The sequence below is a fragment of the Marinobacter sp. M-5 genome, assembly GCF_032911545.1.
Taxonomy (GTDB): Bacteria; Pseudomonadota; Gammaproteobacteria; order Pseudomonadales; family Oleiphilaceae; genus Marinobacter; species Marinobacter goseongensis.
The window spans coordinates 498,484-524,778 of the sequence record NZ_JAWJEK010000001.1 but is presented as its reverse complement, the minus strand read 5'-3'; the positions used below and the strand labels follow the sequence as shown (position 1 = coordinate 524,778).

The 26,295-nt window shown below is 59.4% G+C and carries 26 protein-coding genes; 15 read left to right on the top strand and 11 right to left on the bottom strand.

Going from position 1 to position 26,295, the window contains the following annotated elements:
- Window positions 1-4: 4 nt before the first annotated feature.
- Window positions 5-904 (bottom strand): bile acid:sodium symporter family protein, encoded by a 900-nt coding sequence (locus R0125_RS02370; RefSeq protein WP_248182249.1) that lies wholly within the window; start codon window positions 902-904, stop codon window positions 5-7.
- A 271-nt stretch (window positions 905-1,175) separates the two neighbouring features.
- Here R0125_RS02370 and R0125_RS02365 point away from each other — a divergent pair, with 271 nt between their 5' ends.
- The gene (locus R0125_RS02365) at window positions 1,176-2,645 is read left to right on the top strand and encodes a wax ester/triacylglycerol synthase family O-acyltransferase (protein WP_317236987.1); all 1,470 of its coding nucleotides are present in this window, start codon (window positions 1,176-1,178) and stop codon (window positions 2,643-2,645) included.
- 30 nt (window positions 2,646-2,675) lie between these two features.
- On the opposite strand, the gene R0125_RS02360 is transcribed toward R0125_RS02365, so the two are convergent.
- Window positions 2,676-3,368, bottom strand: coding sequence for a Crp/Fnr family transcriptional regulator (locus tag R0125_RS02360; RefSeq protein ID WP_248182254.1), 693 nt, complete (start codon window positions 3,366-3,368; stop codon window positions 2,676-2,678).
- 118 nt (window positions 3,369-3,486) lie between these two features.
- On the opposite strand from R0125_RS02360, the gene R0125_RS02355 reads away from it, so the two are divergent.
- The 3 genes from R0125_RS02355 to R0125_RS02345 are packed head-to-tail and all read left to right on the top strand — an operon-like array spanning window position 3,487 to window position 6,267.
- Window positions 3,487-4,257 carry a class II aldolase/adducin family protein gene (locus tag R0125_RS02355; protein WP_248182255.1) on the top strand — a complete coding sequence of 257 codons (771 nt, stop codon included), beginning with the start codon at window positions 3,487-3,489 and terminating at the stop codon, window positions 4,255-4,257.
- Window positions 4,258-4,269: 12 nt separating this feature from the next.
- Complete coding sequence (locus R0125_RS02350) at window positions 4,270-4,863, top strand: HD domain-containing protein (RefSeq protein WP_248182257.1); 594 nt, start codon at window positions 4,270-4,272, stop codon at window positions 4,861-4,863.
- Between the two features lie 39 nt (window positions 4,864-4,902).
- A complete protein-coding gene (locus R0125_RS02345) occupies window positions 4,903-6,267 on the top strand; it encodes a GntP family permease (protein WP_317236986.1) in 1,365 nt (454 codons plus the stop codon).
- A 10-nt stretch (window positions 6,268-6,277) separates the two neighbouring features.
- On the opposite strand, the gene R0125_RS02340 is transcribed toward R0125_RS02345, so the two are convergent.
- Window positions 6,278-6,907 carry a TetR family transcriptional regulator gene (locus R0125_RS02340; protein ID WP_248182261.1) on the bottom strand — a complete coding sequence of 210 codons (630 nt, stop codon included), beginning with the start codon at window positions 6,905-6,907 and terminating at the stop codon, window positions 6,278-6,280.
- A gap of 190 nt (window positions 6,908-7,097) precedes the next feature.
- Between R0125_RS02340 and R0125_RS02335 the strand changes: the two genes are divergently transcribed.
- Together R0125_RS02335 and R0125_RS02330 are read left to right on the top strand one after the other, a co-directional pair.
- Window positions 7,098-8,201: a ferredoxin reductase gene (locus R0125_RS02335; RefSeq protein WP_317236985.1), complete on the top strand. Its 1,104-nt coding sequence runs from the start codon at window positions 7,098-7,100 to the stop codon at window positions 8,199-8,201.
- 23 nt (window positions 8,202-8,224) lie between these two features.
- Window positions 8,225-9,304: an acyl-CoA desaturase gene (locus tag R0125_RS02330; RefSeq protein ID WP_317236984.1), complete on the top strand. Its 1,080-nt coding sequence runs from the start codon at window positions 8,225-8,227 to the stop codon at window positions 9,302-9,304.
- A 48-nt stretch (window positions 9,305-9,352) separates the two neighbouring features.
- On the opposite strand, the gene R0125_RS02325 is transcribed toward R0125_RS02330, so the two are convergent.
- Entirely contained in the window at window positions 9,353-9,790 is a 438-nt protein-coding gene (locus tag R0125_RS02325) for an RrF2 family transcriptional regulator (protein ID WP_248182266.1), read from the bottom strand.
- A gap of 395 nt (window positions 9,791-10,185) precedes the next feature.
- Between R0125_RS02325 and moaA the strand changes: the two genes are divergently transcribed.
- On the top strand, window positions 10,186-11,178 hold the full coding sequence (gene moaA / locus R0125_RS02320) for a GTP 3',8-cyclase MoaA (RefSeq protein WP_317236983.1): 993 nt from the start codon (window positions 10,186-10,188) through the stop codon (window positions 11,176-11,178).
- Between the two features lie 51 nt (window positions 11,179-11,229).
- On the opposite strand, the gene hemN is transcribed toward moaA, so the two are convergent.
- Window positions 11,230-12,639 carry an oxygen-independent coproporphyrinogen III oxidase gene (gene hemN, locus R0125_RS02315; RefSeq protein WP_317236982.1) on the bottom strand — a complete coding sequence of 470 codons (1,410 nt, stop codon included), beginning with the start codon at window positions 12,637-12,639 and terminating at the stop codon, window positions 11,230-11,232.
- A gap of 213 nt (window positions 12,640-12,852) precedes the next feature.
- Between hemN and R0125_RS02310 the strand changes: the two genes are divergently transcribed.
- Window positions 12,853-14,385, top strand: a complete 1,533-nt coding sequence (locus R0125_RS02310) for a cryptochrome/photolyase family protein (protein WP_317236981.1) — start codon at window positions 12,853-12,855, stop codon at window positions 14,383-14,385.
- Window positions 14,386-14,492: 107 nt separating this feature from the next.
- Here the strand turns inward: R0125_RS02310 and R0125_RS02305 are convergent, their stop codons facing one another.
- A complete protein-coding gene (locus R0125_RS02305) occupies window positions 14,493-16,181 on the bottom strand; it encodes an HAD-IA family hydrolase (RefSeq protein ID WP_317236980.1) in 1,689 nt (562 codons plus the stop codon).
- A 64-nt stretch (window positions 16,182-16,245) separates the two neighbouring features.
- Here R0125_RS02305 and R0125_RS16585 point away from each other — a divergent pair, with 64 nt between their 5' ends.
- Both R0125_RS16585 and R0125_RS02300 read left to right on the top strand, forming a co-directional pair.
- Window positions 16,246-16,389: a DUF2256 domain-containing protein gene (locus tag R0125_RS16585; RefSeq protein ID WP_248182271.1), complete on the top strand. Its 144-nt coding sequence runs from the start codon at window positions 16,246-16,248 to the stop codon at window positions 16,387-16,389.
- Complete coding sequence (locus R0125_RS02300; RefSeq protein ID WP_410797588.1) at window positions 16,386-17,912, top strand: FAD-binding domain-containing protein; 1,527 nt, start codon at window positions 16,386-16,388, stop codon at window positions 17,910-17,912. Before R0125_RS16585 ends, R0125_RS02300 begins: the two co-directional genes overlap by 4 nt.
- A gap of 20 nt (window positions 17,913-17,932) precedes the next feature.
- On the opposite strand, the gene R0125_RS02295 is transcribed toward R0125_RS02300, so the two are convergent.
- Together R0125_RS02295 and R0125_RS02290 are read right to left on the bottom strand one after the other, a co-directional pair.
- Window positions 17,933-18,457: a hypothetical protein gene (locus tag R0125_RS02295; protein WP_317236979.1), complete on the bottom strand. Its 525-nt coding sequence runs from the start codon at window positions 18,455-18,457 to the stop codon at window positions 17,933-17,935.
- Between the two features lie 164 nt (window positions 18,458-18,621).
- Window positions 18,622-18,972 carry a DUF3147 family protein gene (locus R0125_RS02290; RefSeq protein ID WP_248182275.1) on the bottom strand — a complete coding sequence of 117 codons (351 nt, stop codon included), beginning with the start codon at window positions 18,970-18,972 and terminating at the stop codon, window positions 18,622-18,624.
- A 234-nt stretch (window positions 18,973-19,206) separates the two neighbouring features.
- On the opposite strand from R0125_RS02290, the gene R0125_RS02285 reads away from it, so the two are divergent.
- Both R0125_RS02285 and R0125_RS02280 read left to right on the top strand, forming a co-directional pair.
- Window positions 19,207-19,899 (top strand): HupE/UreJ family protein, encoded by a 693-nt coding sequence (locus tag R0125_RS02285; RefSeq protein ID WP_410797587.1) that lies wholly within the window; start codon window positions 19,207-19,209, stop codon window positions 19,897-19,899.
- Window positions 19,900-19,914: 15 nt separating this feature from the next.
- Window positions 19,915-20,610: a hypothetical protein gene (locus tag R0125_RS02280; RefSeq protein ID WP_317236977.1), complete on the top strand. Its 696-nt coding sequence runs from the start codon at window positions 19,915-19,917 to the stop codon at window positions 20,608-20,610.
- Window positions 20,611-20,653: 43 nt separating this feature from the next.
- Here R0125_RS02280 and R0125_RS02275 read toward each other — a convergent pair whose 3' ends face one another.
- The 3 genes from R0125_RS02275 to R0125_RS02265 are packed head-to-tail and all read right to left on the bottom strand — an operon-like array spanning window position 20,654 to window position 23,650.
- Entirely contained in the window at window positions 20,654-21,397 is a 744-nt protein-coding gene (locus R0125_RS02275) for a copper resistance protein B (RefSeq protein ID WP_317236976.1), read from the bottom strand.
- Window positions 21,394-23,100: a copper resistance system multicopper oxidase gene (locus R0125_RS02270; RefSeq protein WP_317236975.1), complete on the bottom strand. Its 1,707-nt coding sequence runs from the start codon at window positions 23,098-23,100 to the stop codon at window positions 21,394-21,396. Before R0125_RS02270 ends, R0125_RS02275 begins: the two co-directional genes overlap by 4 nt.
- Before the next feature lie 13 nt (window positions 23,101-23,113).
- A complete protein-coding gene (locus R0125_RS02265) occupies window positions 23,114-23,650 on the bottom strand; it encodes a plastocyanin/azurin family copper-binding protein (RefSeq protein ID WP_317236974.1) in 537 nt (178 codons plus the stop codon).
- A 153-nt stretch (window positions 23,651-23,803) separates the two neighbouring features.
- On the opposite strand from R0125_RS02265, the gene R0125_RS02260 reads away from it, so the two are divergent.
- The 3 genes from R0125_RS02260 to cadR are packed head-to-tail and all read left to right on the top strand — an operon-like array spanning window position 23,804 to window position 26,269.
- The gene (locus R0125_RS02260) at window positions 23,804-24,469 is read left to right on the top strand and encodes a response regulator transcription factor (protein WP_248182282.1); all 666 of its coding nucleotides are present in this window, start codon (window positions 23,804-23,806) and stop codon (window positions 24,467-24,469) included.
- Window positions 24,456-25,814, top strand: a complete 1,359-nt coding sequence (locus R0125_RS02255; RefSeq protein ID WP_317236973.1) for a sensor histidine kinase — start codon at window positions 24,456-24,458, stop codon at window positions 25,812-25,814. Before R0125_RS02260 ends, R0125_RS02255 begins: the two co-directional genes overlap by 14 nt.
- A complete protein-coding gene (cadR, locus tag R0125_RS02250; RefSeq protein WP_317236972.1) occupies window positions 25,811-26,269 on the top strand; it encodes a Cd(II)/Pb(II)-responsive transcriptional regulator in 459 nt (152 codons plus the stop codon). The genes R0125_RS02255 and cadR overlap by 4 nt, the downstream gene beginning before the upstream one ends.
- The last annotated feature ends 26 nt before the right edge of the window (window positions 26,270-26,295 follow it).

Below are 26,295 nucleotides of genomic sequence, written 5' to 3'. Positions count from 1 at the left end.
TTTGTCAATCGGCGGGACGGGAAACGGGTGCCTGCACGTTAGATTTGGGGATGATCCTGCGGCCGTACATCGCCAGCAGGAACCCGATCGGGAACATCAACACACCGTAGACCGCGGCAGGAATCGACATGGCACTGGATTCCAGCAAGGTGAGTGTGACCATCAGCGCAATGGTGCTGTTTTTCACGCCCAGCTCTACCGCAACCGCCAACGACTCGCGCTGGGTCAGCCCCGCGACGCGCCCGGCCAACAGGCCCAGCGCAATACCGGCAATGTTCAGCAACAGGGTTGCGGGACCGGCCTGCTTGAGCAGATCCCAGATCTGGTCTCGCACGCCAACAATCAGCCCGACAATCAGAACCGCCAGCACCACGCCGCCAAATATGCTGACCACGCCTTCTGCTTTTCTCGCCAGTGCGGGCTTGCGGGTGCGGAAAAGCATGCCAATGGCCACCGGGAACAGCACGATGCCAACCAGCATGCCCACCGTTTTACCCACCGGCAGCACGATGGTTTCCTGGGTGCCCATGTAGAGGTCCAGCGCCATGTTGATGAACAGCGGCAAGGTCAGGATGGTAATCAGACTGGCGGTGACGGTCAGCACGATCGACAGCGCAATGTTGCCCCGGGAGAGCAATACAAACAGATTAGAGGTGGTTCCGCCGGGGCAGGCAGCGATAATCACCAGCCCCACCGCAATCGCCGGCGGTACGGCCAACAGCGTGGCCAGTGCGAAGGCAATCGTCGGCATTACAAGAATCTGCGCCACGGTGCCCACAATCAGGCCTTTCGGGTAGACCGCCACCTGGCGAAAATCCCGAACGGTCAGGGTCATACCGATGCCGATCATGATGATGAACAGGGCGATCGGTAACCCGGCAGAAATCAGTGGACTTGACTCCACGGTGCCTCCACATTGTTGTTTTAATGAAGTTAGTCGGCCAGCGAAGTTAGCACAAGGCAACGATGCCTGGTGACAGGGATTTGGCAACAAGATGTAACACAGCCGCCAGCCGTGCCTGCAGGCCAGCGCCGCAACGACAATAAAGCCGAACCTTTACAGCCGATGAGCGTGTGTTTAACGGTTGTAGTTGCGTATACTTACGCTCCTCATCTAATAAAAATACAAACAGAATCAAGTCGAACGGACTCAAGGACAAGCAAGAGGACACTGAATGAAACGCCTGGGCACACTGGATGCATCCTGGTTGGCGGTGGAATCGGAAGACACTCCGATGCACGTGGGCAACCTGCAAATTTTTTCACTCCCTGACGACGCACCCGAGACTTTCCTCCGGGACATGCTTGCACGCATGAAAGAGGACGGTGAACTCGCGCCCCCGTGGTGCTATAAACTGGGGTATTCCGGCTTTCTCGGACGCCTGGTGGCGCCCATGTGGAAGACCGACAAACACCTGGATCTGGACTACCACGTTCGCCACTCAGCCTTGCCCCGCCCGGGCAGCGAGCGGGAGCTGGGCATTCTGGTGTCGCGATTACATTCCAACCCGCTGGATTTCTCCCGCCCGCTCTGGGAGTGCCACATCATTGAGGGGCTGGAGAACAACCGGTTTGCGCTCTACACCAAGATGCACCATTCGATGATCGACGGCATCAGTGGCGTGCGGCTGATGCAGCGGGTGCTGAGCACAGATCCCGCTGAAACCAACATGCTGCCGCCCTGGTCGGTGCGTCCGGAGCGCAAGCGCGGCAGCAAGACCGACGGGGAGGGCAGCATTCCGGCGGCTTTTTCACAGGCCATGGACGCACTGAAGCTGCAGGCGGACCTGACACCACGGCTGTGGGGCGCGATGTCGCGGCTGGTCCAGTCAGCGCGCCACCCCGAAGGCGGCCTCACCACGCCGTTTGCCGGGCCGGTGTCGCTACTGAATCACCGGGTCACCGGCCAGCGCCGCTTCGCCACCCAGCATTATCAGCTGGAAAACCTCAAGGCCTTGGCCCACGCTGCCCAGGGTTCGCTGAACGATATCGTGCTGTACCTGTGCGGCACCGCCCTGCGCCGCTTCCTGATCGAGCAGGACCACATTCCGGACACGCCTTTGACCGCTGGGATTCCGGTCAACATCCGCCCCGCGGATGATCAGGGCACCGGCACCCAGATCAGCTTCATGATCGCGTCGCTGGCTACGGATCAGGCCGACCCGCTGACCCGGCTGGCCCACATCAAGCAGTCAACCCGCCGCGCCAAGGAGCACCTGCAAAAGCTGCCCCGCAAGGCGCTGACCCAGTACACCATGCTGCTGATGTCACCGTACATCCTGCAGCTGATGTCCGGCATGGGCGGGCGTATGCGACCGGTGTTCAACGTGACCATTTCCAACGTGCCGGGCCCGGAGCAGACGCTGTATTACGAAGGCGCAAAACTGGAAGCCATGTACCCGGTGTCGCTGATTGCCCACGGCGGTGCACTCAACATCACCTGCCTGAGTTACGCGGGCTCACTGAATTTCGGTTTCACCGGCTGTCGCGATACCCTGCCGAGCATGCAGAAACTGGCGGTGTACACCGGTGAGGCGCTGGAGGAACTGGCGGGGCTGATTCTGCCCCCAGCGGCGAAGCCCGCTGCCAAGCCGGCGGCGCAACCCCGGAAAGCCGCGCGCAAGAAAGCCACACCCAAGACCTGAGACGACGCCGGCCCCAGCAGCGGGCCGGGGCTAGTCAACGGTCTCCATATGACGCTGCAGGGCGGCCGGATCGGTCAGTTTGATCCGGCCATAACCCAGTTGCAGCAAACCCCGCCGTTCGAAATCCTTGATCCATTTATGCACACCCTGGCGGGTCATGCCCATCATGTTGGCGATGTGCTCGCGGGTGATCCAGATGGTCACCGGCTCCGAGCCTGCCTCTCCATTGCCCTGAATTTCGGCCAGAAACAACAGGCGACGACCAATCCTCGCGGCAATGCCCCGCAGCGCATCGTCCTCAATAATCGACATCGCCGCCCACAAACGGCGGCTGACCATATCGAGGATCACCGGGTAGCACTGGGGGTGCCTTGCCATCAGATGACGAAAGGTGTCGCCGGGCATTTCAATCAGGGTGGCCGCCTCGTGAGCGGTTGCCCCGTAGACCCGTCGCATTCCCGGGGAAAACACCGAGTCTCCGAACCAGGTGCCGGCACTGAACATGATCAGCGTGGCCTCCCGCCCGGCTGGATTGACCGAACTGATCCGCACCACACCGGAGGCAATCACGTTGAGGGTGGAGGTGGCCGAACCCTTGCTGTATATCAGCTCGTCAGCCTCGAACCGGCGGATGCGGGCAATCGCAGCAAGCTCGTCCAACGCCGGTTGGGGAAAGCCGGAGAACAGCGGGCAATCGGCAAGCACAGTCTGAATATCGGTCATACCCCGAATTGTAAACCAATTGACAGTGTTCGCCGATCACTCTTCCCTACACTCGGTGGTAGATCAGGGCTTCGACCACAACAAACGCCAACAAGAAATCCGATTAGAGAGGCACGCCATGTCAGCACAGCTTTCAATTCCGTCAAAAAAAGCGTCCGTCAGCGAGGAAGAGTGGCAGTTGCGGGTGGATCTTGCCGCCGCCTACCGCCTGGTTGCCCTCTATGGCTGGGACGACCTGGTGTTTACCCACATTTCCGCGCGGATTCCGGGCGATGAGCATCACTTCCTGATCAACCCCTACGGCATGATGTTCGAAGAGATCACCGCCTCCAGCCTGGTGCGCGTGGATCAGGACGCCAACAAGATCAACCCTGATGACTTCGACATCAACCCCGCCGGCTTCACCATCCACAGTGCCATTCACGCCGTGCGGGACGACGCCGCCTGCGTGATGCACCTGCATACCACCGACGGCATTGCCGTGTCGGCCCAGCAGGACGGCCTGATGCCGCTGTCACAACAGAGCCTGTTTGCGCTGGCCAGCCTGTCGTACCACGACTACGAAGGCGTAGCTCTGCGGGAGGACGAGAAAGCACGGCTGCAGAAAGACCTGGGTAATACCAACTACATGATCCTGCGCAATCACGGCCTGCTGACCACCGGCAGCAGCATTGCCGACGCCTTTCTCGCCATGTACATCCTGCAGACATCCTGCGAAATCCAGGTCCGTGCCCTGTCGGGCAACCGCCCGCTGACACCAATTCCAACGGGCATTGTCGACACCATCAAACAACAGGCCGATCAGGTCACCAAGGGTCTCGGCGGCAAGCTGGCGTGGCCGGGGCTTCTGCGCAAGCTGGACCGTATCGACCCCGGCTTCCGGCACTGAGAGGAGATCCCCATGAACCATCAAGCCGAAAAACAGGCCACGTTTACCCACATGAAAGACGGCAAACCCGAGGATTGGCAAATCATCGCCTCGTCCTTCGGCGAATTCGCCAGAGGACTGCCCGAACGCATTCTGGCACACCTGAAGTTGCTGGAAGGCGATTTTGGCGGCTTTCCCGTTGACCGCCTGAGCCACTGCCTGCAAACCGCCACGCTGGCCCATCGCGATGGCAAGGACGACGAGTACGTGGTGTGTGCCCTGCTGCACGACATTGGCGATACCCTGGGTTCCTACAATCACGCCGATGTGGCCGCCGTGCTGCTGGAGCCGTTCGTCAGTGAGGCCAATCACTGGATGGTGAAACACCACGCCATTTTCCAGGGCTATTTCTTCTTCCATTATCTGGGCATGGACCGGGATATGCGGGAGCAGTACCGCGACCATCCGCATTTCCAGCAGACCCTCGAGTTCGTTCACAAGTACGACTCGCCGGCGTTTGACCCGGACGCAGACAGCCTGCCGTTGTCCTACTTCGAGCCTATGGTCCGTCGGGTGTTCGCGCAACCGGTACGCTCGCTGTACAAGGACGCCGAAGGGGTCATGTAACCCCCGGACTTCCAAACAACAACAAACGGATTGATCCTCATGCTTGCCAACCTGGGCCTTCTGGCCGGTCTCGTCCTGTTAATTATCATGGCGCTGCGGGGCGTCAATATCCTGATTGCGGCGCTGGTCTCCAGCCTGCTGGTGGCGGTCACCAATGGCCTGGGCATTTCACCGACCCTGCTGGAGCATTTCCCGTTCGGGCCGCTGGGCGCGTTCAGCTTTGCCGGCAAGTTTTTCGTGCTGTTCCTGGCCGGGGCGGTGTTCGGCAAGATGATGGCCTCCAGCGGGGCCGCAGGCTCCATTGCCAGCGCCATTACCCGCGGGCTGGGTGTCAAACACACCATCCTGATCACCATGCTGGTGTGCGCGTTGCTCACCTACGGCGGCGTGGTGGTGTTTGTGGTGGTTTTCACCATGTACCCACTCGGTGTTGCACTGATGCGCGAGGCCAACCTGCCCAAGCGTCTGTTTTGCGGGGCCATAGCGCTTGGCGCCGGCACGTTCACGATGACCGCCTTGCCGGGCACCCCGTCCATTCATAACGTCATTGCGGCATCTGCCCTGGGCACAGACCTGTTCGCAGGCGCCCTGATCGGCCTCACCGCAGCGGTGGTAATGTTTGTGGCAGGCATGGTCTATCTGGAACGCCAGTGGACCAAGGCCCGGGCGATGGGTGAAGGCTATGCGGTGAATGCCCAGGACGAGTACATGGAAAGCATGGCCCCGGCTCTGAGACACGGGCCCAGGTGGCAGCTGAGCATTCTGCCGCTGGCGCTGGTACTGGGCACGATCATTCTACCGCGGCTGCTGATCGCCCTGGGACTGGCCGACAGTGATACCGCCGTGATCGGCTTTGCCAACGGCGAGCCGATCATCTGGCCCAGCATTGCACTGGTGATCGGTGCCGCAAGCTGCGTACTGCTGTTCCCGGATTTTCGCCAGAAAGCCATGGAAAGCATGGGCGCCGGCGCCAACGATGCCATCATGCCCCTGCTCAACACCGCGGCGGTGATCGGTTTCGGCAGCGTGGTCACTCAGACCGATGGTTTCAGTGCGTTCGCTCAGTGGGTACTGGATCTTCCGCTGCCACCGCTGCTGTCGGTGTTTGCGTCGGTCAGTGTGGTGTCAGCCATTGTGGGCTCCGGCTCTGGTGGGTTACAGATCTTCATGCAGACCTTCGCAGAAAACTACCTTGCCATGGGGGTCGCACCGGAGGAGCTCCACCGTATCGCAACGCTGGGCTCTGGCGGCATTGATTCCCTGCCACATTGCGGTGCCGTGATCGCGATGCTGACGATCATGGGCCTGAAGCATAAAGAGGCGTACAAGGACATTTTCGTGGTTACCGTCGCCATACCCGTACTGGCAACACTGATCGCCATCGGCGTGGCTTCGCTGGTCTGAGGCGGCGGGTTCAGGCGCCCTCACTCTTCCAGTGGGCGGCGCCTACAAAGATCAGCTGCAGAAAGCGGGTGGTGCGTTTACGGATCTGATCGATCTGGTAGTCATCATCCGGTGACACCCCCAGCAGGTCGGTCAGGCTGAACGCCACGCTGCGGACCACCAGGTCACAGGTCATTTCCAGATCGCCGTCACTCAGATGCTCAGCTAGCCGCAGCCGCCGCAGATCGTTGGCCAGCTCACTGGCAAAGAACCGCATTTCGCTGCGAATGCCTTCCTGCACGGCCCGGCTTTCTCCGGCCAGGCCCTGGGCCATAAAAAAGAAGAAACTGCGGTTGGCCTGTACATGGTTAATAAAAATGCCCACCGATTCTTCCATCAGTTTGTCGGCCTGCAGTACGTTGTTGCGGGCCTCCCGCATCATGCGCCTGAGCACCAGCCCGAGTTCGTCCACCAGCTGTAACCCCAGGTCGTCCATATTTCGGAAGTGACGATAGAAGGACGTGGGCACCACACCCGCCTGGCGAGTCACCTCGCGAATGCCGAGACTGGCAAAATGACGGCCCTTGCCCACCAGCGTTAATGCCGCAGCCATCAGTTTTTCCCGCGTTTCTCCCGGCTTGCGCCGCTGCTTTTCTGCCATGCCTTCACCGTACTGCAGGTTTCAGTTATATCCGGTACACAAGTGTACACATTCCGGAAACATAAAGTACATCACGCTTGTCATTTTGCGCCAACAGCGAGAGCACTGATTGCTCGCCAACACCTCCGTGTGTACAGTCGTACACATAAGTGAACAACTGTACACAACGGTACAGATGGAGAGAGCCAATATGTTATCCAGAATTGAAAGATCATCCGCACTACAGTGGCTGGGCAAGCAGCTTTTTAACCGGGAAGACCCGGCTGCCTTTTTCGACCCGCTGCTCGAGCGCATCAACCCCATGTGGGTACAACAGTACACTCCTGCCCGTGTGGAGCGCATTGTTGACGAGACTGCAGACACCAAAACCTTCGTACTCAAGCCGGCAAAACGCTGGGCCGGGTTCGAAGCCGGTCAGCATGTGAACATCTGTGTTGATATTGACGGTGTACGCCGTAACCGAACGTTCAGTCTGTCCAGTGCCCCGGCGCAATGGCAGGACAACGGCATCGTGACTCTGACCATCAAACGCCTGCCCGGCGGACGGGTCACCAACTGGATGCACGACAACCTCGAAGCAGGTGACACCCTCGGCCTGGGCGAGGCCTTTGGCGAGTTCCTGGTGCCGGAGATCAGTGAACCCTTGTTGTACATCGCCGGCGGCAGCGGTATCACACCCGTGCTGAGCCAGCTGGAAACACTGGCAGCCGCCGATTACCAGGCACCAGTCACGTTGCTGTACTTCGTGCGCACGCAGGCCGACATCATCGGCGCCGAAAAGCTCTACAGCCTGCGGCAGAACTGGCCCGCCCTCACTCTGAACGTGCTGGCGACCAATGAGAGCGAACAACCGCGTTTCCTGCGTGAAAGCGATCTGGAAGAGGTGCCGGAGATCACGGCGCGGCGCTGCTACCTCTGCGGCCCCAAGGGCCTGATGGATCTGGCCGGCGATCTGCTGGACCGCCAGGGTATTGCCCAGGACCGCAGACACAGCACCTTCTTTGCCGCGGCCAAGGCCGCGCTGGACACCGACAGCCTCGGCGGCGCCGTCCACTTCAGCCGCAGTGATCTGAACGTTTCGTCGGAAGGCGATGCCGTACTGCTGGACATCGCCGAGGCAGCAAAACTGTCACCCCGTTACGGGTGTCGCATGGGCATCTGCCATCAATGCAGCTGCAAGAAAACCAGCGGCACCGTTGTAAATCGTTTAACCGGAAAAAGCTCCGGGCCCGGAGAGGAAAACATCCAATTGTGTATATCCGTCCCCCAAGGCCCCGTCACCGTCGAGCTTTAACTGAATAGAACAGGAGCACTAACATGAAACAGATGACCGAAGCACAACTGAGTGTACTCGAGCAGGACCTGAACGCCATCCGCGATGAGGTCATTGCTGACCTGGGTGAACGCGACGCCAACTACATCCGCCGCGTGGTGCGCCTGCACCGCGCACTGGAAGTGGGCGGCCGGGTGATGATGCCTTTCGGCTTTATCCCGCCGGTATTCGTGGCGGCTACGGTCGCGCTGGGCATTTCCAAGATCATCGAGAACATGGAAATTGGCCACAACGTCATGCACGGCCAGTATGACTGGATGAATGACCCGTCATTGCACTCGCAGTCCTATGAGTGGGATACAGCGTGCGACAGCGACTCCTGGCGGTTGACCCACAACTATGAGCACCACACCTACACCAACATCATCGGCAAGGACCGGGACTACGGTTACGCCCTGCTCCGCCTGAGCGATGATGAAAAATGGCGCCCTGCCCACAGCCTGCAGTTCGTCAACTACGTGCTGCTGAGCGTATTTTTCCAGTGGGGTGTGGCACTGCACGAAATGGAGTTCGAGCGTGTGCGCCGGGGCGAAGTAACGCTCAGGGAAAAACTCCCGTTCCTGAAGGGTTTCCTGCGCAAAGGCGGCCGCCAAGCCTTCAAGGATTACGCCTTCTTCCCGCTGCTCACCTTCCCGGTGGCGCCGATCGTGCTGGCGGGCAACCTGGGCGCAAACCTGATTCGCAACCTGTGGTCATCCACGGTGATCTTCTGCGGCCACTTCACCCAGGACGCGGAAACCTTTAGCGAGGAAGAATGTGTGGGGGAGAGCAAAGGCCACTGGTATCTGCGTCAGCTGACCGGATCGTCCAACTTCTCCGGCAACAAATTTGTGCACCTGCTGAGTGGCCACCTGAGCTACCAGATGGAGCACCACGTGTTCCCGGATCTGCCAGCTCACCGCTATCCGGAAATTTCCGAGAAAGTGCAAGCGGTGTGCAAGAAACACGGCATTCACTACAACACCGGCAGTTTTGCCAAGCAGTACGGCACCGTGCTCAAGCGCATTGTCAGCTATTCACTGCCGGATCGTGTGCGCCAGCGCATCGCCCCACAGATGGCCTAAGCCCGGCCTTGGTCGCCATCGGACAGTCCCGGTGGCGACCTTTCTGTCTCAGGCTATCTGCAAGAGCCGCAGTAATTGCGGCCGATGCTGTTCCTGAATGATGTCTGCCAGGGTGTACTTGTCGAGCGCACGGAGGAACGCGTCAAGCGCTTCCGCAAACATCGATTTCAGGCCACACACCGGCGCGATGCGGCATGCATTCTTCGAGGAAAAACACTCAACGATGCTCATGTCCTGCTCGGTTTCACGAACCAGTATGCCCATGTTGATGTCACCGGGCGCCATGTGCAGGCGCATACCCCCTTTCTTGCCGCGAACGGTTTCGATGTAGCCTTTCTTGTTGAGCTGGTGGACCACTTTCATCAGGTGGTTCTTGGAAATCTCGTAGCTATCAGCAATTTCCTGAATGGTGGTCAGACGATCACCCTGCACTGCCAGATAGATCAGCACGCGAATCGAATAATCTGTGTAACGGGTGATGTGCATTCAAATACTCCAGGGAAGCAGTTAACCGGTTCACACGACGGCCTGGTGCTCAGGAACGCCGACATTGTGAATACTTGGGGCTGTGCCCAAATCCGGCAAAGATATACGCAAGAACTTTGAATCCGGTTCTCCCGTTCACCGTGCCTGTGCCCGAAGCCGCTGCACCGCGACAAAGAACGCAAGTTGTACCGGCAATTAATGCACAGGTCTTCCCAGTCGCCGGAGCGAAACCAGGCGCGCGACGTGGTCCTCATCATTGAGGTCTTGAGCGTTACCTGGCAGGTGGTGGCCCTTGATCATTCCGGGCGTGCTATCAGAAGGATTGATCCGGCAGGCGATCCTTGTTCTACTGAAGTTCAGACATCGAACAACAGTGCTGTAACAGGATCGCCTCCATGCCACAGACTACGCTGACAGACCGCTTCGGCCGCACCGTTAATTATGTGCGTCTGTCCGTTACTGATCGATGCGATTTCCGCTGCGTGTACTGTATGGCCGAAGAGATGACATTCCTGCCGCGTCAGCAGGTGCTTACCCTGGAGGAAATTGCCAGGGTAGCAAGAACGTTTGTCTCCCTGGGCACTGAAAAAATCCGGCTGACCGGAGGCGAGCCCCTGGTGCGCAAGGATATCCTGGAGCTGGTGAAGGAAATCGGCGGTTATGGCCTGCGGGATTTTGCCATGACCACCAACGGCAGCCAGCTGCCAACCATGGCCGAACCTTTGCGCAAGGCGGGGCTGAACCGGCTCAACATCAGCCTGGACTCTCTGGACCCAGACAAATTTCATCGCATTACCCGCACCGGACGGCTGAGCCAGGTGCTGGAAGGCATTGAGGCGGCCAAAGATGCGGGGTTCCAGGGCATCAAACTCAACACCGTGGTGATGAAAGGCGGCAACGATCAGGAAGTGCCGGAGCTGGTAGAGTTTGCCCGCAAGAAGAAGGTGGACATTACCTTTATCGAGGAAATGCCACTGGGCGAGATCTCCGATCACGATCGCGGGTTGGTGCTGTGTACCAGTGACGAAGTGCGCGGCATCATCGGCCAGCATCATGAACTGACGCCGACCCCGGAGGATTCCGGCGGCCCGGCCCGCTATTACCGGATGGCCGACAGCGACATCCGGGTTGGTTTCATCTCCCCCCACTCCCACAATTTCTGCGCCACCTGCAATCGTGTCCGAATGACCGTGGAAGGCCGCCTGTTGCTCTGCCTCGGCAACGAGCATTCGGTGGATCTGCGCCATGTGCTGCGCGCCCATCCCGAGTCGGACGCGCCTCTGCGTCAGGCCATCATCGATGCCATGGACCTGAAGCCTGAACGCCACCACTTCTCGACCGATGGCGACGTGCAGATCCTGCGGTTTATGAACATGACCGGGGGTTGATTTAGGTCGGTTGCCTCAGATCCATCATCCAGATGGACGTCGAAGATTCCATCAGATGATCCGCGAGAATCGCTGGCTTGCCCCCGACTTCCTGTACAGATCAAAAATCTGGCAGATTGCCCGTATCAGCAACCGCCCCGCGGGCAGCACCTGCAGCGTTCGGCCGTCGTCGGAAATCAGTTGGTCGCGCATCATCGGTTGCAGCCGGCGGAACTCGTCGGCGAAGTAGCGATCCGGGTTCTCACCCCATTGGTCCGCAAACCGCTGCCGCTCCAGCCGGAACTGGCAGATCAACTGGCCGATCACCCAGCGGCGGATACGATCGTCCCGGGTCAGGTTCACGCCTTTGGTGATGGCGAGCTGCCCGGCGTCTATGGCCGCTTCCCAGACCGGCAGGTCGTGGTTGTTCTGGAAATAGGCATCGTCGGTCTGGCCGATAGCGGACACCCCCAGCGACACCAGATCACAGTCGGAATGGGTGGTGTAACCCTGGAAGTTCCGGTGCAGCCGCCCTTCCTTCTGGGCCACGGCAAGGCTGTCGTCCGGCCTCGCGAAGTGGTCCATACCAATGTATTCGTAGCCGGCCTCCAGCAAGCGGTTGATGGTGTTGTGGAGGATGGTCAGCTTCTGCTGTGGTGTTGGCAGGGTATCCGCAACGATGCGGGTTTGCGGGTAGAAGCGGTCTGGCAGGTGGGCGTAGCTGAACACCGAGAGCCGGTCCGGCGCCATGTCGATGACAGCCTCCAGCGTTGCCGCAAAACTCTCCGGCGTCTGATGGGGCAGGCCGTAGATCAGGTCCAGATTGATGGATCGGAAACCGAGTCGACGGGCTTCGTTCAGCACGGCCTCGGTCATCTCCCGGGGCTGGATGCGGTTGACGGCTTTCTGCACCTGGGGATTCAGGTCCTGAACCCCCAGGCTGATACGGTTGAAGCCCAGATCCCAGAGCGTCGGCAGGGTGTCCTGATCCACTTCCCTCGGGTCGATCTCCACGCTGTAGTCCCGCTCTTTATCGCGCTGCAGATTGAACAGCTCGCCATAGCCCGCCATCAAATGAGCCATCACGTCTTTTGGCAGGAAGGTGGGGGTACCACCGCCCCAGTGCAGTTGACGCACGGGTCGCTCGGCGCCAAACAGCCGCGCCTGCATAGCGGCCTCTTTCAGCAAGCGCTCCACATAGGGCATGGCCTTGTCACGTTTCTTGGTGATCACCTTGTTGCAGGCACAGTAGTAGCAAAGGTGCGCACAGAACGGCAGGTGCGTATAGAGTGACAGAGGCCGGCCACTGGCTCCGCTGCGGGCAGCCGCCTGCACCATGTCCGTCAACGGATAATGCGGGTCGAACTCAACGGCTGTCGGGTAAGAGGTGTAGCGCGGGCCACTCAGATCATAGCGCTGTATCAGCGCATCATCCCAGATGAAGGGCTGGCAGGTGGAAGCAAGTGCGGAACTGGAAGCCATGGTCAAACTCGGAACGTGGGGAAGGGTCAGATCAGAATGCCGCCCATAGTAGGGCAACCTGAGGGTGTCCGATTTGATACGGATCAGCTTACGGGCCTCAAACTGGCCCGGGACACATTCAATCCCACCGTCACCTGAACCACCCTTGTGCCTCCGGCGTATTCCCACTACCCCTGATTGAGGCCCACCCGCACGCAAAGGAGCACCCCGGCCATGGCAAACCTGATCCTGATCCTCGGCGATCAGCTGACGACCGACATCAGCGCACTCCAGAACGGCGACCGCCAGCGGGATCGGGTGGTGATGGCTGAGGTACACGACGAGGCCAGCTACACCAATCACCACAAGAAAAAGCTGGTGCTGCTGTTCAGCGCCATGCGCCATTTCGCGCGGCAACTGGAGGCGGATGGCTGGCAGGTGCACTACCAGCACTATCACCCGGACAACGAAGCACAGAGTCTGGAAGCGGTCATCGCCGGCCAGCTGAGAGATGCCGGCGTAGACCGGGTGATCACGACCGAGTGCGGCGAGTGGCGTCTGCACGAGCAGATAAGTCAGTGGCATGAGCGGCTGGGGATGCCGGTTGAGATCCGCCCGGACACACGCTTCATTGCCAGCAAACAGGAGTTCGCCAACTGGGCCGAAGGTCGCAAACAGCTGCGGATGGAGTTCTTTTACCGGGAAATGCGGAAAAAAACCGGATTACTGATGACCCCTGAGGGCAAGCCGGAAGGTGACCAGTGGAATTTCGATGCTGACAACCGCCGCAAGTGGACCGGCAAGCCACCGGCACCGGCGCCATTCCGGGTAGAGCCTGACGCCATCACCACAGAGGTGATCAAGCAGGTGGATGAATACTTTGCCGATCACTTTGGCACCACGGAAGATTTCCATTTCGCCGTGACCGCTGATGATGCGGCGCAGGCACTGGATTACTTTATCGATTTTGCTCTGCCCTGTTTCGGCGACTACCAGGACGCCATGTCCGATGACGAGGACTGGCTGTTCCACTCCATCCTCTCTCCTTACATCAATTCCGGCCTGCTGGATCCAATGGCGGTGTGTGAGGCTGCTGCCCAGGCCTGGTATGGCGGACGCGCACCGATCAATGCGGTAGAGGGTTTCATTCGCCAGATTCTCGGGTGGCGGGAATTCGTGCGGGGCCTCTACTGGTTGAACATGCCGGGCTATGCTGCTGAAAACCGACTTGGCAACAGCCGTGCCCTGCCCTGGTTCTACTGGACCGGCGACACCAAAATGCGGTGCATGCACAAAGCCATCGACGCGACCCGCCGCAACGCCTATGCCCACCACATTCAGCGCTTGATGGTCACGGGCAATTTCGCGCTGCTGGCTGGGATCAAACCGGAAGAGATCTGTGACTGGTACCTGGCGGTGTACGCCGACGCCTACGACTGGGTGGAACTGCCCAATGTGCTGGGCATGGTGATGCACGCCGATGGCGGTTACCTGGGCTCCAAACCCTATGCGGCCAGTGGCAAATACATCAACCGGATGTCGGATCATTGCAAGAGCTGCCACTACAAGGTCAACAAATCCACCGAAGGCGATGCCTGCCCCTTCAATGCCCTGTACTGGCATTTTATCGATCGCCACCGCGATGATTTCGCCAACAACCCGCGCATGGGGATGATGTATCGCAACTGGGACAAACAGAAACCGGAGCAGCGCGCGGCCCTGTTGAAGCGAGGGGAACAGCTGCTGATCAACATTGAAAAGCTGTAACGGAACGTATAGCGGGCATTGCTAGCAGTAACCGTGACGATCGATGCCTCGGCATGTCGGCGAGCAAGCAACAGATCGCCCTGTCCCGCCTGGACCGGGACTGACTGTCACGGCGGCCCGACTTCGCAGGCCAGCACCAGGGCCCAGAACTCCGAGAAATCATTTACCACAGCATCCGGCTTGTCCGGGTGTTTGTGGGTGCCCGGGAAGATCTTGTTGAGCCATGGCTGGTCCCATTGCGCGCCATTGAAAAACACCGAGGTCATACCGGCGCGCTTGGCCGCAATCACATCGGTGGTGCTGTCACCCACATACCAGACGCTGGGGTCCGGCGGGTAATCCAGCTTCTGCACCGCCAGCAACAACTGGTCTGGGTGCGGCTTGCGCAACGGCGTGTCGTCACCACACACATCTACCTCGAACAGTTCGGTCCAGCCGGTGTTCTCCACCGCCGCCAGTTCGTGCTCAAAAAATTCCCGGTCGCGGTTGGTGATCACGCCCACCTGAATACCCAGTCTTGCAAGGCCTTCCAGCACCTCCCGGACTTTCGGCTCGAACGCCTTCACCGTGCCGTAGTGGTTGCGGTAGTGATGATTGAACGCCTTGTGAGCAACCTGCTTGGCTTCCTGATCTTCCCCGAACAACACCTCGAAAATGTCGGTGCGGGATATCTTGCGGTCCGCCTTCACCTTTGGGTGCAGCCGGGCGTACTCCCGCACATAGGCAACCAGCCGGACGTCTTCTGGCGTCTTGCTGTCTTCCGGCGCCACCATCCGGTTCATCAGCTGCAGCGTGTGGAAATCCGGCAGCATGTCATCCACCGCGTGATACATGGCGTCCAGGGTGTCCACCAGGGTGGCGTGCCAGTCAAACAGAATCACCGATGGCCGGATCAGCCGCACAACCGCGGGGTGCCAATCCGGCTCGATCCGTGGCTCCGGGCGCGGAGGTGGCGGAAACGGGCGCGGCCGGACTTCCGCCGGAGACTGGCGAAAGGTCCCGGGTTCATTACGCTCCAGCAGGGCCAGTAAATCCATCAGATCTTCAAAGCTGTCGAGAATCGCCGCGGGCGCGTCACGACGGGAGAACCAGCTGTCGATGCGCCCCGGCTCCCAGCAGGCACCGTTGTAGAAGATTCCGGACACACCGGCCTTGTTGGCCGTCAGCATGTCCACGTAACTGTCACCGACATACCAGGCGCGATTGTCTGCCGGCAGCCCCAGCGTCTCGAGAACCTTGAGAATGACCTCCGGGTCGGGCTTGTACTCGGTGACATCGTCCGCGCACACGGTGGCGTCAAACAGATGCTGCCAACGGCCCTCATCCACTGTGAGCAGCTCCTGGTCAAGAAACTCCCGGTTGCGATTGGTGGATACCGCCAGCCGCATTCCCATGGCTTTTAGCGCCGAGAGGTATTCGTATGCGCCCGGCTGGAACGGCTTTACCTGGCCAAAATAACGGCGATACGCCGCGTTATAGGCCTGGTGGGCAATCAGTTTGGCGTCTTTGTCGTCGCCAAAAACAGCGTTGAAGATGTCGGTCCTCGACACCCGGCGTTCCGCCAGGATGCGCGGATGCAGTCGCCGGAAAATCCGTATGTAGCGTACCAGCCGGGCGTCGTCCGCGGTGCGGCACTGGTCTTCCGGCAGCAGCCGCTCCACCAGACCCAGTTCCTCCAGCTGAGGCAGCATGTCTTCCATGGCGCTGAACATGGCGTCGTGGGTATCCACTAACGTGCCGTGCCAGTCGAAAATCAAGACCGATGGAGACTGGATATCGTCACTGAATCGGGCCATCAACAATCCCTCAGAGCCTGGAAAACGTAGAAAAACTACCTTCAGTAAAAACCATTTGAGTCTGATGCACAAAAAACCGCATTTGCCGGAGAAAATCTGCCCGATCTGCCAGCGCCCGTTCGTCTGGCGCAAGAAATGGGCGAAAGACTGGGACAGCGTGCGCTACTGCAGCGAACGCTGCCGCCGCTCGCGAGGCGCATCGTCATGACCACGGTGGTGTGGTTCAAACGGGATCTGCGCACGGGCGATCACGCCCCCCTGGTGGCGGCAGCCAGCCTCGGAGAACCGGTTATTCCGTTGTACGTCATCGAAGACGACTACTGGCAGTTGCCGGACACCAGCGGCCGCCAATGGGACTTTGTTCATGATTCACTGAACGACCTTGACCGCCAGCTCCGCAACGCCGGCTCCCGGTTGGTCGTCATGCGCGGTTCGGTGATCGAAGCATTGCGGCGGCTCCGTGACAGCCACTCGATCCAACGGATTTTCTGCCATGAGGAGACCGGGGGCCAGTGGACCTTCGAGCGGGACCGGGCCGTGATCGGCTGGTGTTCTGAAAATCAGGTGGAGTTCCGGGAATGGAGCCAGTTCGGCGTGGTGCGGCGCCTGAAAGACCGGGATCTGTGGGACAAGGCCTGGACCAACCTGATGCGCCAGCCGGTGCTGGCGGCCCCGCCTCTGGTGCCCGGTGGGGAAGGCGTTAACCGCATCGAGCGTCAATCCTCAACAACGGACTTTACGCTGATGGACCACTGCCCCGATCGACAGTTAGGCGGCAGCGCCCGGGGTGAAAAACTGCTGGCGTCCTTTCTCGATCGTCGGTGCGTGGGTTATCAATACAACATCTCCAGCCCACTGACGGCGGTTCGTGCCTGTTCCCGTCTGAGCCCGCACATCGCCTATGGCTCCGTCAGCCTGCGAGACATCTACCAGCAGGCCAAAGCCACCGGCAGCCATCGCAACACCCTGCCCCGGAAGCACAAAAGCCTGACCAGCTTCCGCTCCCGTCTGCACTGGCACTGCCACTTCATCCAGAAACTGGAGGACGAGCCGGAACTGGAATTCCGCGCCATGCATCGCGAACTCGAAGGCATGAAAACCGGCCCGAACGATTCCGAACGCCTGCAGCGTTGGCAGGAAGGCCAGACCGGCTGGCCGCTGGTGGACGCCTGCATGCGTGCCCTGCAACACACCGGCTGGATCAATTTCCGCATGCGGGCGATGCTGATGGCCGTGGCCAGTTATCAGCTATGGCTGCACTGGCGCGATCCGGCCCTGCATCTGGCCCGCCTGTTCACCGATTTCGAACCGGGAATTCACTATTCCCAGACCCAGATGCAATCAGGCCTCACCGGCATCAACGCGCTGCGCATCTACAACCCGGTGCTGCAAAGCCAGAAGCTGGATCCACAGGGGGAATTCATCCGCCGCTGGATTCCGGAGCTGGCCGGCGTACCGGCCGAGATGATCCACACACCCTGGCTGATGACGCCGGCACAGAAAGAGCGGTTTGGCGGCAACACCTACATAGCGCCGGTGTGCGACCATGAGCAGGCTGCCCGCGCCGCCCGCAAGGCGGTGGGTGATTTTCGCAAGCAACACGTCAGCCGGGAAGAAACCGGCCGGGTGCTGGACCGCCACGGCAGCCGCAAGGGGCCAGTTCAGAAGCGACCCGCTGTGCCGGGCAAAGAGCAGGAGAAAGAAGAGAGCGATCAGCTGTCACTGTTCTGAGCACAGCCTTAAACAGAAGCTTACCGGCTCTGTTGGCCCTGATGCTGCAGCATCTGTTCCATCATCAACTGCATCTGGTTCATTCGGTTTTCCATCATCTCCAGACGCTGGTCGTTGCTCATGCCCGCACCAGCGCGACCTTCCTGATTGGCGCCGGTCTGTTTTTTGCTCTGGTTGTTCATCATCCCCTGATTCTGGCCCATCATTCCCTGGCCGTGGCCCATCATGCCCTGGCCGTGGCCCATCATGCCCTGGCCGTGGCCCATCATGCCCTGCCCTATCATGCCGCCTCCCATCATGTCCATATGCTTCTGCATGGACTCCATGTGCTGCATCCGAATACGCTCACGTTCTGCGTCCGACTCGGCATTGCGCATTTCCTGCATCATGCCTTGCATGCGCGACATGTTTTCATTCATCTGTTGCATCTGTTCCGGATTCATCATGCCACCACCCCCCATTTGACCGGGACTGCCCTGTGCAAGGGCAAAGGCGGGTAATGCGGCGATAACGGAACACGCAATCAAACGGCTTAATCTGTTCATGACATTCCCCTTATAAGCTGTATTGGTCTCCACCCTTCTCAGTAAAGACCATAGAACTGAATCGGGGCTGAATGTGGCTTTTTAATCAGCGAATTTTTGACCTGAGTCATGCCCGTGATCCCACTACGGCAAGGCAACTCCCGAGCGCCAGACAACATCCCCGGTCAGAGCAGGAAAACGCCGAACCGCCTCATAACCAACGCCAGTGCAGCAAAACAGGCCATCGTAAGGACGGCACTGGCACCGAGGGACATCCAGAAACCCAGTCGCGGTAGCAGGAAGGGAAAAAGCAGGAACATCGGCAAGGTCGGCAGCACGTACCAGAACGTATACCAGGCGTGATTGCTGATTTTCTCCATCGGCTGGTGCTCCATATACAGCCAGATCATGGCCAGCACTGTGACCATGGGCAGCGCCGCAATCAGCGCGCCGATCTTGTCACTGCGTTTTGCAATTTCTGAAATCAGCACCACCAGAGCGGCGGTAATCGCGTACTTGGTAATCAGCCATGCCATTGCAATTTCCTCCGGGCGTCAGCCGCCCTAAGCTCGCGGAAAGACGAGAGTGATTCGAGTAGGAACATTTATCTTTTTTAATCGCCGCCGCCATAGCTGAGGCAGCATCTTCTGGCACAATACCGTCAGTAAATCCGATGGGTGCATGCGCGGCGGCACGGCGCACAGGTTACCAAACATTCTGGAGTCACCATGCTAGCAAATTATTGTGACGGCCCTTGGCGCAGCAGCACGATGGCCGCGCCGGGCCGCCTTGCCTGGTTGTTATTGATTCTCGGGCTATTGGGATTCAGTAGCGATACCCTGGCCCACGCCGTCGCCCAGGGCGATAAAGGGTATATTCAGGAAATAACCGGCGTAAACCTGATCGCGTTTATCTATCTCGGGGCCAAGCACATGGTCACCGGTTATGACCACCTGCTGTTTCTGCTGGGCGTCATTTTCTTCCTCTATCGCATGCAGCACATTGCCGTTTATGTGAGCCTGTTCGCGCTGGGGCATTCCACCACCATGCTGCTGGGCGTGTACTTCAATGTGGGCATTAACAGCTACCTGATCGATGCCATCATCGGCCTGTCCATCGTGTATAAGGCGCTGGACAACATCGGGGCCTATCAGCGCTGGTTCGGTTTTCAGCCCGACACCAGGGCTGCGACGCTTATTTTCGGGTTGTTCCATGGTTTTGGCCTGTCCACCAAGATCATCGAATACGACATCTCGCCGGACGGGCTGATTCCGAATCTTCTCGCGTTCAATGTGGGCGTGGAGATCGGACAGCTGATTGCCCTGGCCATGATCCTGATTGTTATGAGCTTCTGGCGTAAAACCGATGGCTTTTTTCGCCACGCCTACACCACCAACGTGGCCATGATGAGTGCAGGCTTTCTGCTCTTTGGCTATCAGCTCACGGGTTACTTTGTCGCCTGATTCTGGAGATCTGTTATGTACAACACCGATATGCCCAGCCGGGAAGAATTGCCCAGCACCGCGAAGCTGATCCGCTCCACCCTCATCGCCTCCATCGTGGCACTGATCCTGCTCATGACCGTGGTGATGCCCGCGGAATACGCCATCGACCCCACCGGCGCCGGCCAGCTTCTGGGGCTGACCGAAATGGGTGAGATCAAGACGCAGCTGGCTGAGGAAGCCGCCGCTGACGAGAATGCCGAGATGGTTGCGGTGCAGTCCTCCGCCAGCCAGCCGGCGCCCGACGTTGCCGAGCCGATGACCGAACCGATGGCCGAGCCTGTGGCCGAACCGAAAGTTGCTGCGGTGCCGGAACCGGCCCCCGTGGAAGCAGCGGCCTCCGCACCGGCGGAACCTCAGTGGCAGGATGAAGTCCGCGTGGTACTCACACCCGGCGAGGGCACGGAATTCAAGCTCACTATGGAAGAAGGTGCCGTTGCCCGATTTTCCTGGGTATCCGAGGGCGGCCCCATCAACTTCGACACCCACGGCAACGGCAGTGGCCAGTCGATATCCTACGAAAAGGGTCGCGGCGTGCCGGAAGACCAAGGTGAGCTGAAAGCGGCTTTCACCGGCAATCACGGCTGGTTCTTCCGCAACCGGAATGACAGTGATATTACCCTGGTGCTGCGCACCGGTGGGGACTATGGCGAGCTGAAAAAGCTACTGTAACGAACCTCGCCCGAAGGCTGGGAGCTGGCCTTGTGGCCGGCTCTCAGAACATAACCCTTGCGCCGACCACCGCAAACCAGTCTTCGGTACTGCCGCCAGAATCTCTGGCCAGATCGGCGGTGTCGCTGAATGTGCGCTCATGCACCACGCCGATGTAAGGCGAGAATGCCCGGTGGAACAGGTCGTAGCTCAGGCGCAAACCGACCTCGGTAGAGTTCAGGCCCTTACCAACGCCAATTTCCCGGTCTTCGGAAAACGCCACCAGACTCTCGAAGGTGGCTGACACTATCCAGAAGTTGGTGATCAGCAATTCGTATTCTGCCTCGAAGTCCACCGAGGCATCGCCTTCATCACTGACATACAGGTTGGTGTCGATCTCGAACCAGTAGGGCGCCAGCCCCGTGAACCCAAGCACCCCATATACCCGATCCTTTCCTTCCGGGGTATCCACACGGATACCCGCTTTGGCGTCCCAGAAGTCATCCACGGGAACCTGGGCAACGAACTGGTTTTCCAGGGTTTCCCAGGCGTTGTGGGCTTCTTCCCACTCGCCTTCGAACAGCCAGCGGAACTTAAGCTCGTCGGTGCCGTAGAAGGCATCGCCCTCGATGACCGCCAGTTCTTCATCGGCGTCACTGTAGCGGTACTCCAGTTTTTCCGCCGACACGCCCCAGAAGGTTTTGGCGGTCTGGGTTTTCTTGGCCGCATCTTCCTGAGCGAACGCCGGGCCGGTCAGCGTGGCCATTGCCAGTGACAGGCCGCACAGGGCTGGCATCAATCGCTTCATGACTCACCTCCCTGTTGCCCGCCTTGCTTGCCGTCGGCCACGGTGCTGTCCGGGCCGCCCTCCACCACAATCTTGCGGAACATGCCGGAGGCGGCGTGGTACGACAGGTGACAGTGGAACGCCCACTCACCCGGTGCATCCACCTCGGTTTCCATGTAAACGGTGGTCGCCGGTGCCACACTGATCACGTGCTTGATGGGGTTCCACTTGTCTGCGCCCACATCAAGAATCGACCACATGCCATGAAGATGCATCGGGTGGGTCATCATGGTCTCGTTGACGAATTTGAAGCGAACCCGTTCGCCGTATTGCAGCACAACCGGATCAGCGTCTTCGTATTTGACGCCGTTGATGCTCCATTCGTAACGCTCCATGTTGCCGGTCAGCCGCATCTCGATTTCGCGGGTGGGTTCGCGGTCTTCGTACAAGGGCTTCTGAGCCTTCAGGTCGGCGTAGGAAAGGAACTTGCCGCCGTTGCTGGCTGCCGGTATCAGGCCGCTGCCTTTGGCGTAGAACGGATCTTCCGGCAGCGCACTGTCGCCGCCATGGTTCATGCCACTGTGGTCCATGCCAGCCATGTCGTCGCGATTCATATCGCCATGATCCATGCCTGCCATGTCACCCTGATCCATGCTGCCGTGGTCCATGCTGCCATGATCCCTATGTCCGGCCATATCGGCCATGGTCAGCAGCGGCGCGTCACGCATTTCCGGCACGTCCGCCACCATGCCCTCTGCCGGCGCCAGGGTGCCGCGGGCAAAGCCGGAGCGGCCCATGGATTCGGCAAAAATGGTATAGGCCTGCTCATCCCTGATATGCACAATCACGTCGTAGGTTTCCGCCACGCCGATACGGAACTCATCCACATTCACCGGCTGCACGTTATTGCCGTCTGCCTGCACCACCGTCATCTCCAGACCGGGAATGCGTACATCAAAGTAAGTCATTGCAGACGAGTTTATGAACCGCAGGCGAACCCGATCTCCTTTCTCAAAAAGTCCTGTCCAGTTCTGCTCCGGCCCCTTGCCGTTGATCAAAGCGGTAAAACCCTGAACGTCTTCGATATCCGCTTTCATCATGCGCATATCGCCCCACATCATTCTGTCCATCAGGGTAGCCATGAAGCCCTTATCGCCGGATTCTTCGATAAAGTCCCCGACCGTCTGCTGCTGGCGGTTGTAGTAATCCGCCGACATTTTCAGGTTACGCATGATGCGGTCGCCAGAATGGGGATGTTTGTCGGTCAGCTGCACCACGTATTCCCGGTCATACCGGAAGGGTTCCCGGCCTTCCGGCTCGATCACGATGGCACCGTATGCGCCGTTGGGTTCCTGGAAGCCGGAATGACTGTGGAACCAGTAGGTACCAGCCTGAACAATGGGAAAGTTGTAGGTAAAGGTTTCACCGGGCTTGATGCCGGGAAAGCTGATGCCCGGCACGCCGTCCTGCTGGTAGGGCAGAATCAGCCCGTGCCAGTGAATAGAGGTCACCTCGTCCAGATTGTTGGTCACGTTGATGGTGACCTCTTCTCCTTCCTTGAATCTCAGTATGGGGCCCGGAGAGGCGCCGTTGTAACCAATGCCTTCCTTGACGAAATCGCCGGTGTCGATCTGCACCCGGTCAACGGAAATGTCGTACTCACCGGCATTGGCCGCCAGGGAGGCAAAACCGGCCAGCATGGCGATCAGAATTGTTTTCTTCATATCACAAGCCCGCTTATTCAAAATCAATATCGCCATACATGCCCGACTGGTAATGGCCCGGCACGTTGCAGGCAAATTCAAGGTCGGTGGCTTCGGTGAAGGTCCAGATGATTTCCCTGGTCTCTCCCGGTTCCATCAGCACGCTATTGGTGTCGTCGTGTTTCATGGAATGGCCGTTGCCCATATCCATGTTCATCATTTCCTCATCAATCCGATCGCCCTTGATCACGCCGTGCTCCACCATCATCTGCATTTCTTCCTGATGGGCTTCGTGCATCTCGGCAGTGCCGATATTGAATTCGTGCACCAGGGCGCCCTCATTCTTCACCCGGAAGCGGATAGTTTCACCGGGCTTTACCGAGATGGATTCCGGCTCGTAGTAGTTGTCCATCATGGTGACATCAATAGTGCGGGACACGTCTTCGGCCTTGCCCGGTTCGCCGACAGCGCTGCTGCCATGATGCCCGCCATGTTCACCGGCGGCGTACAGGCCAGAAGAGAAGGCCAGAGCAAGGGCGGGAAAAAGTGCGTTTTTAAGGATTGGATTCATTATTTTCTCCTGAAAACAGATAGGTATTCTGCTAATGCCAATCACTCTGCCGCAGCAACCTGAATTCTTGCTGAATTTTCCGATGAACCATTTTTCAGGTTACATTCAGCAAAAGGCCCTAAACTCAGACACTCCTTCAACACGGGAACCTTCATGCGATTGCTTCTGGTAGAAGACGACGCCTTGATTGCCGACAGCCTTAACCGCCAGTTGACGGCGGCCGGTTTTACCGTGGATGAAGCCCGAACGGCAAAACAGGCAGAACAACTGGGCAAACAGGAAGACTATCGCGCGGTAGTACTGGACCTGGGACTGCCGGATGGCAACGGCCTGGACGTGCTCAAAAGCTGGCGTGCGGACAAACTGGCCATGCCGGTGCTGATTCTGACCGCGCGGGGCGACTGGCAAGACAAGGTCAACGGCCTCAAGGCGGGCGCCGATGATTACCTCGCCAAGCCCTTCCAGACGGAAGAACTGTTAGCGCGGCTGAACGCGCTGATCCGCCGCAGCGAAGGCCGGGTGGAGGCCAAATTGACCGCCGGCGGTTTCGAGCTGGATGAATACCGCCAATGCCTGCAGACCCCGGATGGCCAGGAACATTCCCTGACCGGCACCGAATTCCGCCTGCTACGCTGCCTGATGAGCCGCCCCGGCCAGCTGTTCTCCAAAGAGCAATTGCTTGAGCAGCTGTACAGCCTGAACGACAGCCCCAGTGACAACACCATCGAGGCCTACGTGCGCCGGTTGCGGAAAATCACCGGCACCGACGCCATCACCACCCGTCGCGGCCAGGGGTATATTTTCAATGTTATGGATTGACCCCCGCAGCTCCATCCGCAAGAGCCTGCTCACGCTGCTGTTGCCGGCGGCCATCGCCCTGATGGTTGCCGCCTGGATCGTTCACGGCCTGCTGCTGGAGCGCATGGCCCGGGGGTTTGTGGAAGACCGCCTGCAGGACGAAGTGGCTTTTCTGGAACATCAGCTGCGGCAGTCCGGGCCCGACGAAATTCGTGACATCGCCGCCGGTGATTATTTTGAGGAGGTGTTCCACCACGCCTTTGCATTGCGGATCGGGGAACAGATGCACAGTTCTCCGGAGCTCTGGACACCGGCACTGCAGCCACTACTGGTCGACGCGCATAGCGGATTTGTGCGCGAGACTCGCGCAGGCGCCGACGCCGCCATTGCCGATTTCCTGGCGTACCGCAAGGCACTGACCCTGGATGGCGAACCCGTGGTCATTGTGGTGGCCGAGGATCTGACCACCTTGCACCATAGCCAGCAGGAACTGCACATCTGGACCGCCGTGGTGTCCGGCATTCTGCTGGCATTGCTGTTACTGGCGATCTGGCAGGCCATCCGCCTGTCCCTGCGCTCGGTCGGCCGGCTTCAGCAAGGGCTGACCTCGCTGCAATCCGGCGCCAGCCACCGGCTGGATGTGAACGCACCGGCGGAGTTCCAGCCCCTGATCCGCCAGCTCAATCACCTGCTGGACACCCTGGATCAAAGGCTGACCCGCTCCCGCGACGCCCTGGCCAATCTGTCTCACAGCGTGAAAACCCCGGTCTCGGCCATCCGCCAGGTGCTGGAAGACGACACCCGCGCCCTGGACCCGGAAATGCGACAACACTTGGCCCAGCGGCTGTCCGACATCGACCGCCAGCTGGAGAGTGAAATGCGCCGCAGCCGCTTTGCCGGCCCGCAGGCGGGTAAGGCGGGGCAGCCCGTCAATCAGGCGCGGGAGCTGCTGTGGATGCTGGGCCGACTTTACCCTGACAAGAACTTCGAGCTGGATACCGAGTTGGCACCGGAGACCCGCTGGCCCATCGAAGAACACGACCTGAACGAGATACTCGGTAACCTGCTGGACAATGCCGGTAAATGGGCAAAGCGCAGCGCCGTGGTCGAACTGACCGAATCCGGTGACCGGTTGATGATTACCGTGGAAGACGACGGTGCGGGAGTGAACCGGGATGCGTTACCGGACCTGGGCACCCGCGGCGTTCGGCTGGACCAGCAGACCCCGGGGCATGGATTGGGCCTGGCCATCGTCAGGGAGATCACCGAGCGTTACGGTGGTAACCTGAACTTCACTACAAGCTCGCACGGCGGGCTCCGAGCCATGGCCAGTTTTCCCGGCGTCGACAGAGGCATAAAACAGTGAGGATCGGTGAGCTCGCAAAAACAACGGCCATTCCCGTTGAGACCATCCGCTACTACGAGAAAATAGGCCTGCTGCCAGAACCTGTCCGCAATGCCAGTGGCTACCGCGCCTACCGCAGCGCCCACCTCGACCGCCTGCAATTCATCAGGCGCTGCCGTGATCTCGATATGGCCCAGGATGAAATCCGCGAGCTGATTCGGCTCACCGAACAGCCGGAAGCCGATTGCGGTGAGGTGGATGCCCTGTTGGCTCATCACCTGGATCATGTACGCGAACGCCTGCGGGAACTGGCCCGGCTGGAAGACACGCTGGTGCAGCTCCAGCAGGCCTGCACGGAGGGTCGCACGGTGCGGGAATGCGGCATTCTCGACGGGCTAAGCGCCGAACCCGACGCGGAGGCTCCGGCGGATCGTCACAATCACGTGCCGGGCAGCCATCGGCCGGGCCGGCGCTGAAGTTGGTCACTGCGTAAATAAAGTGC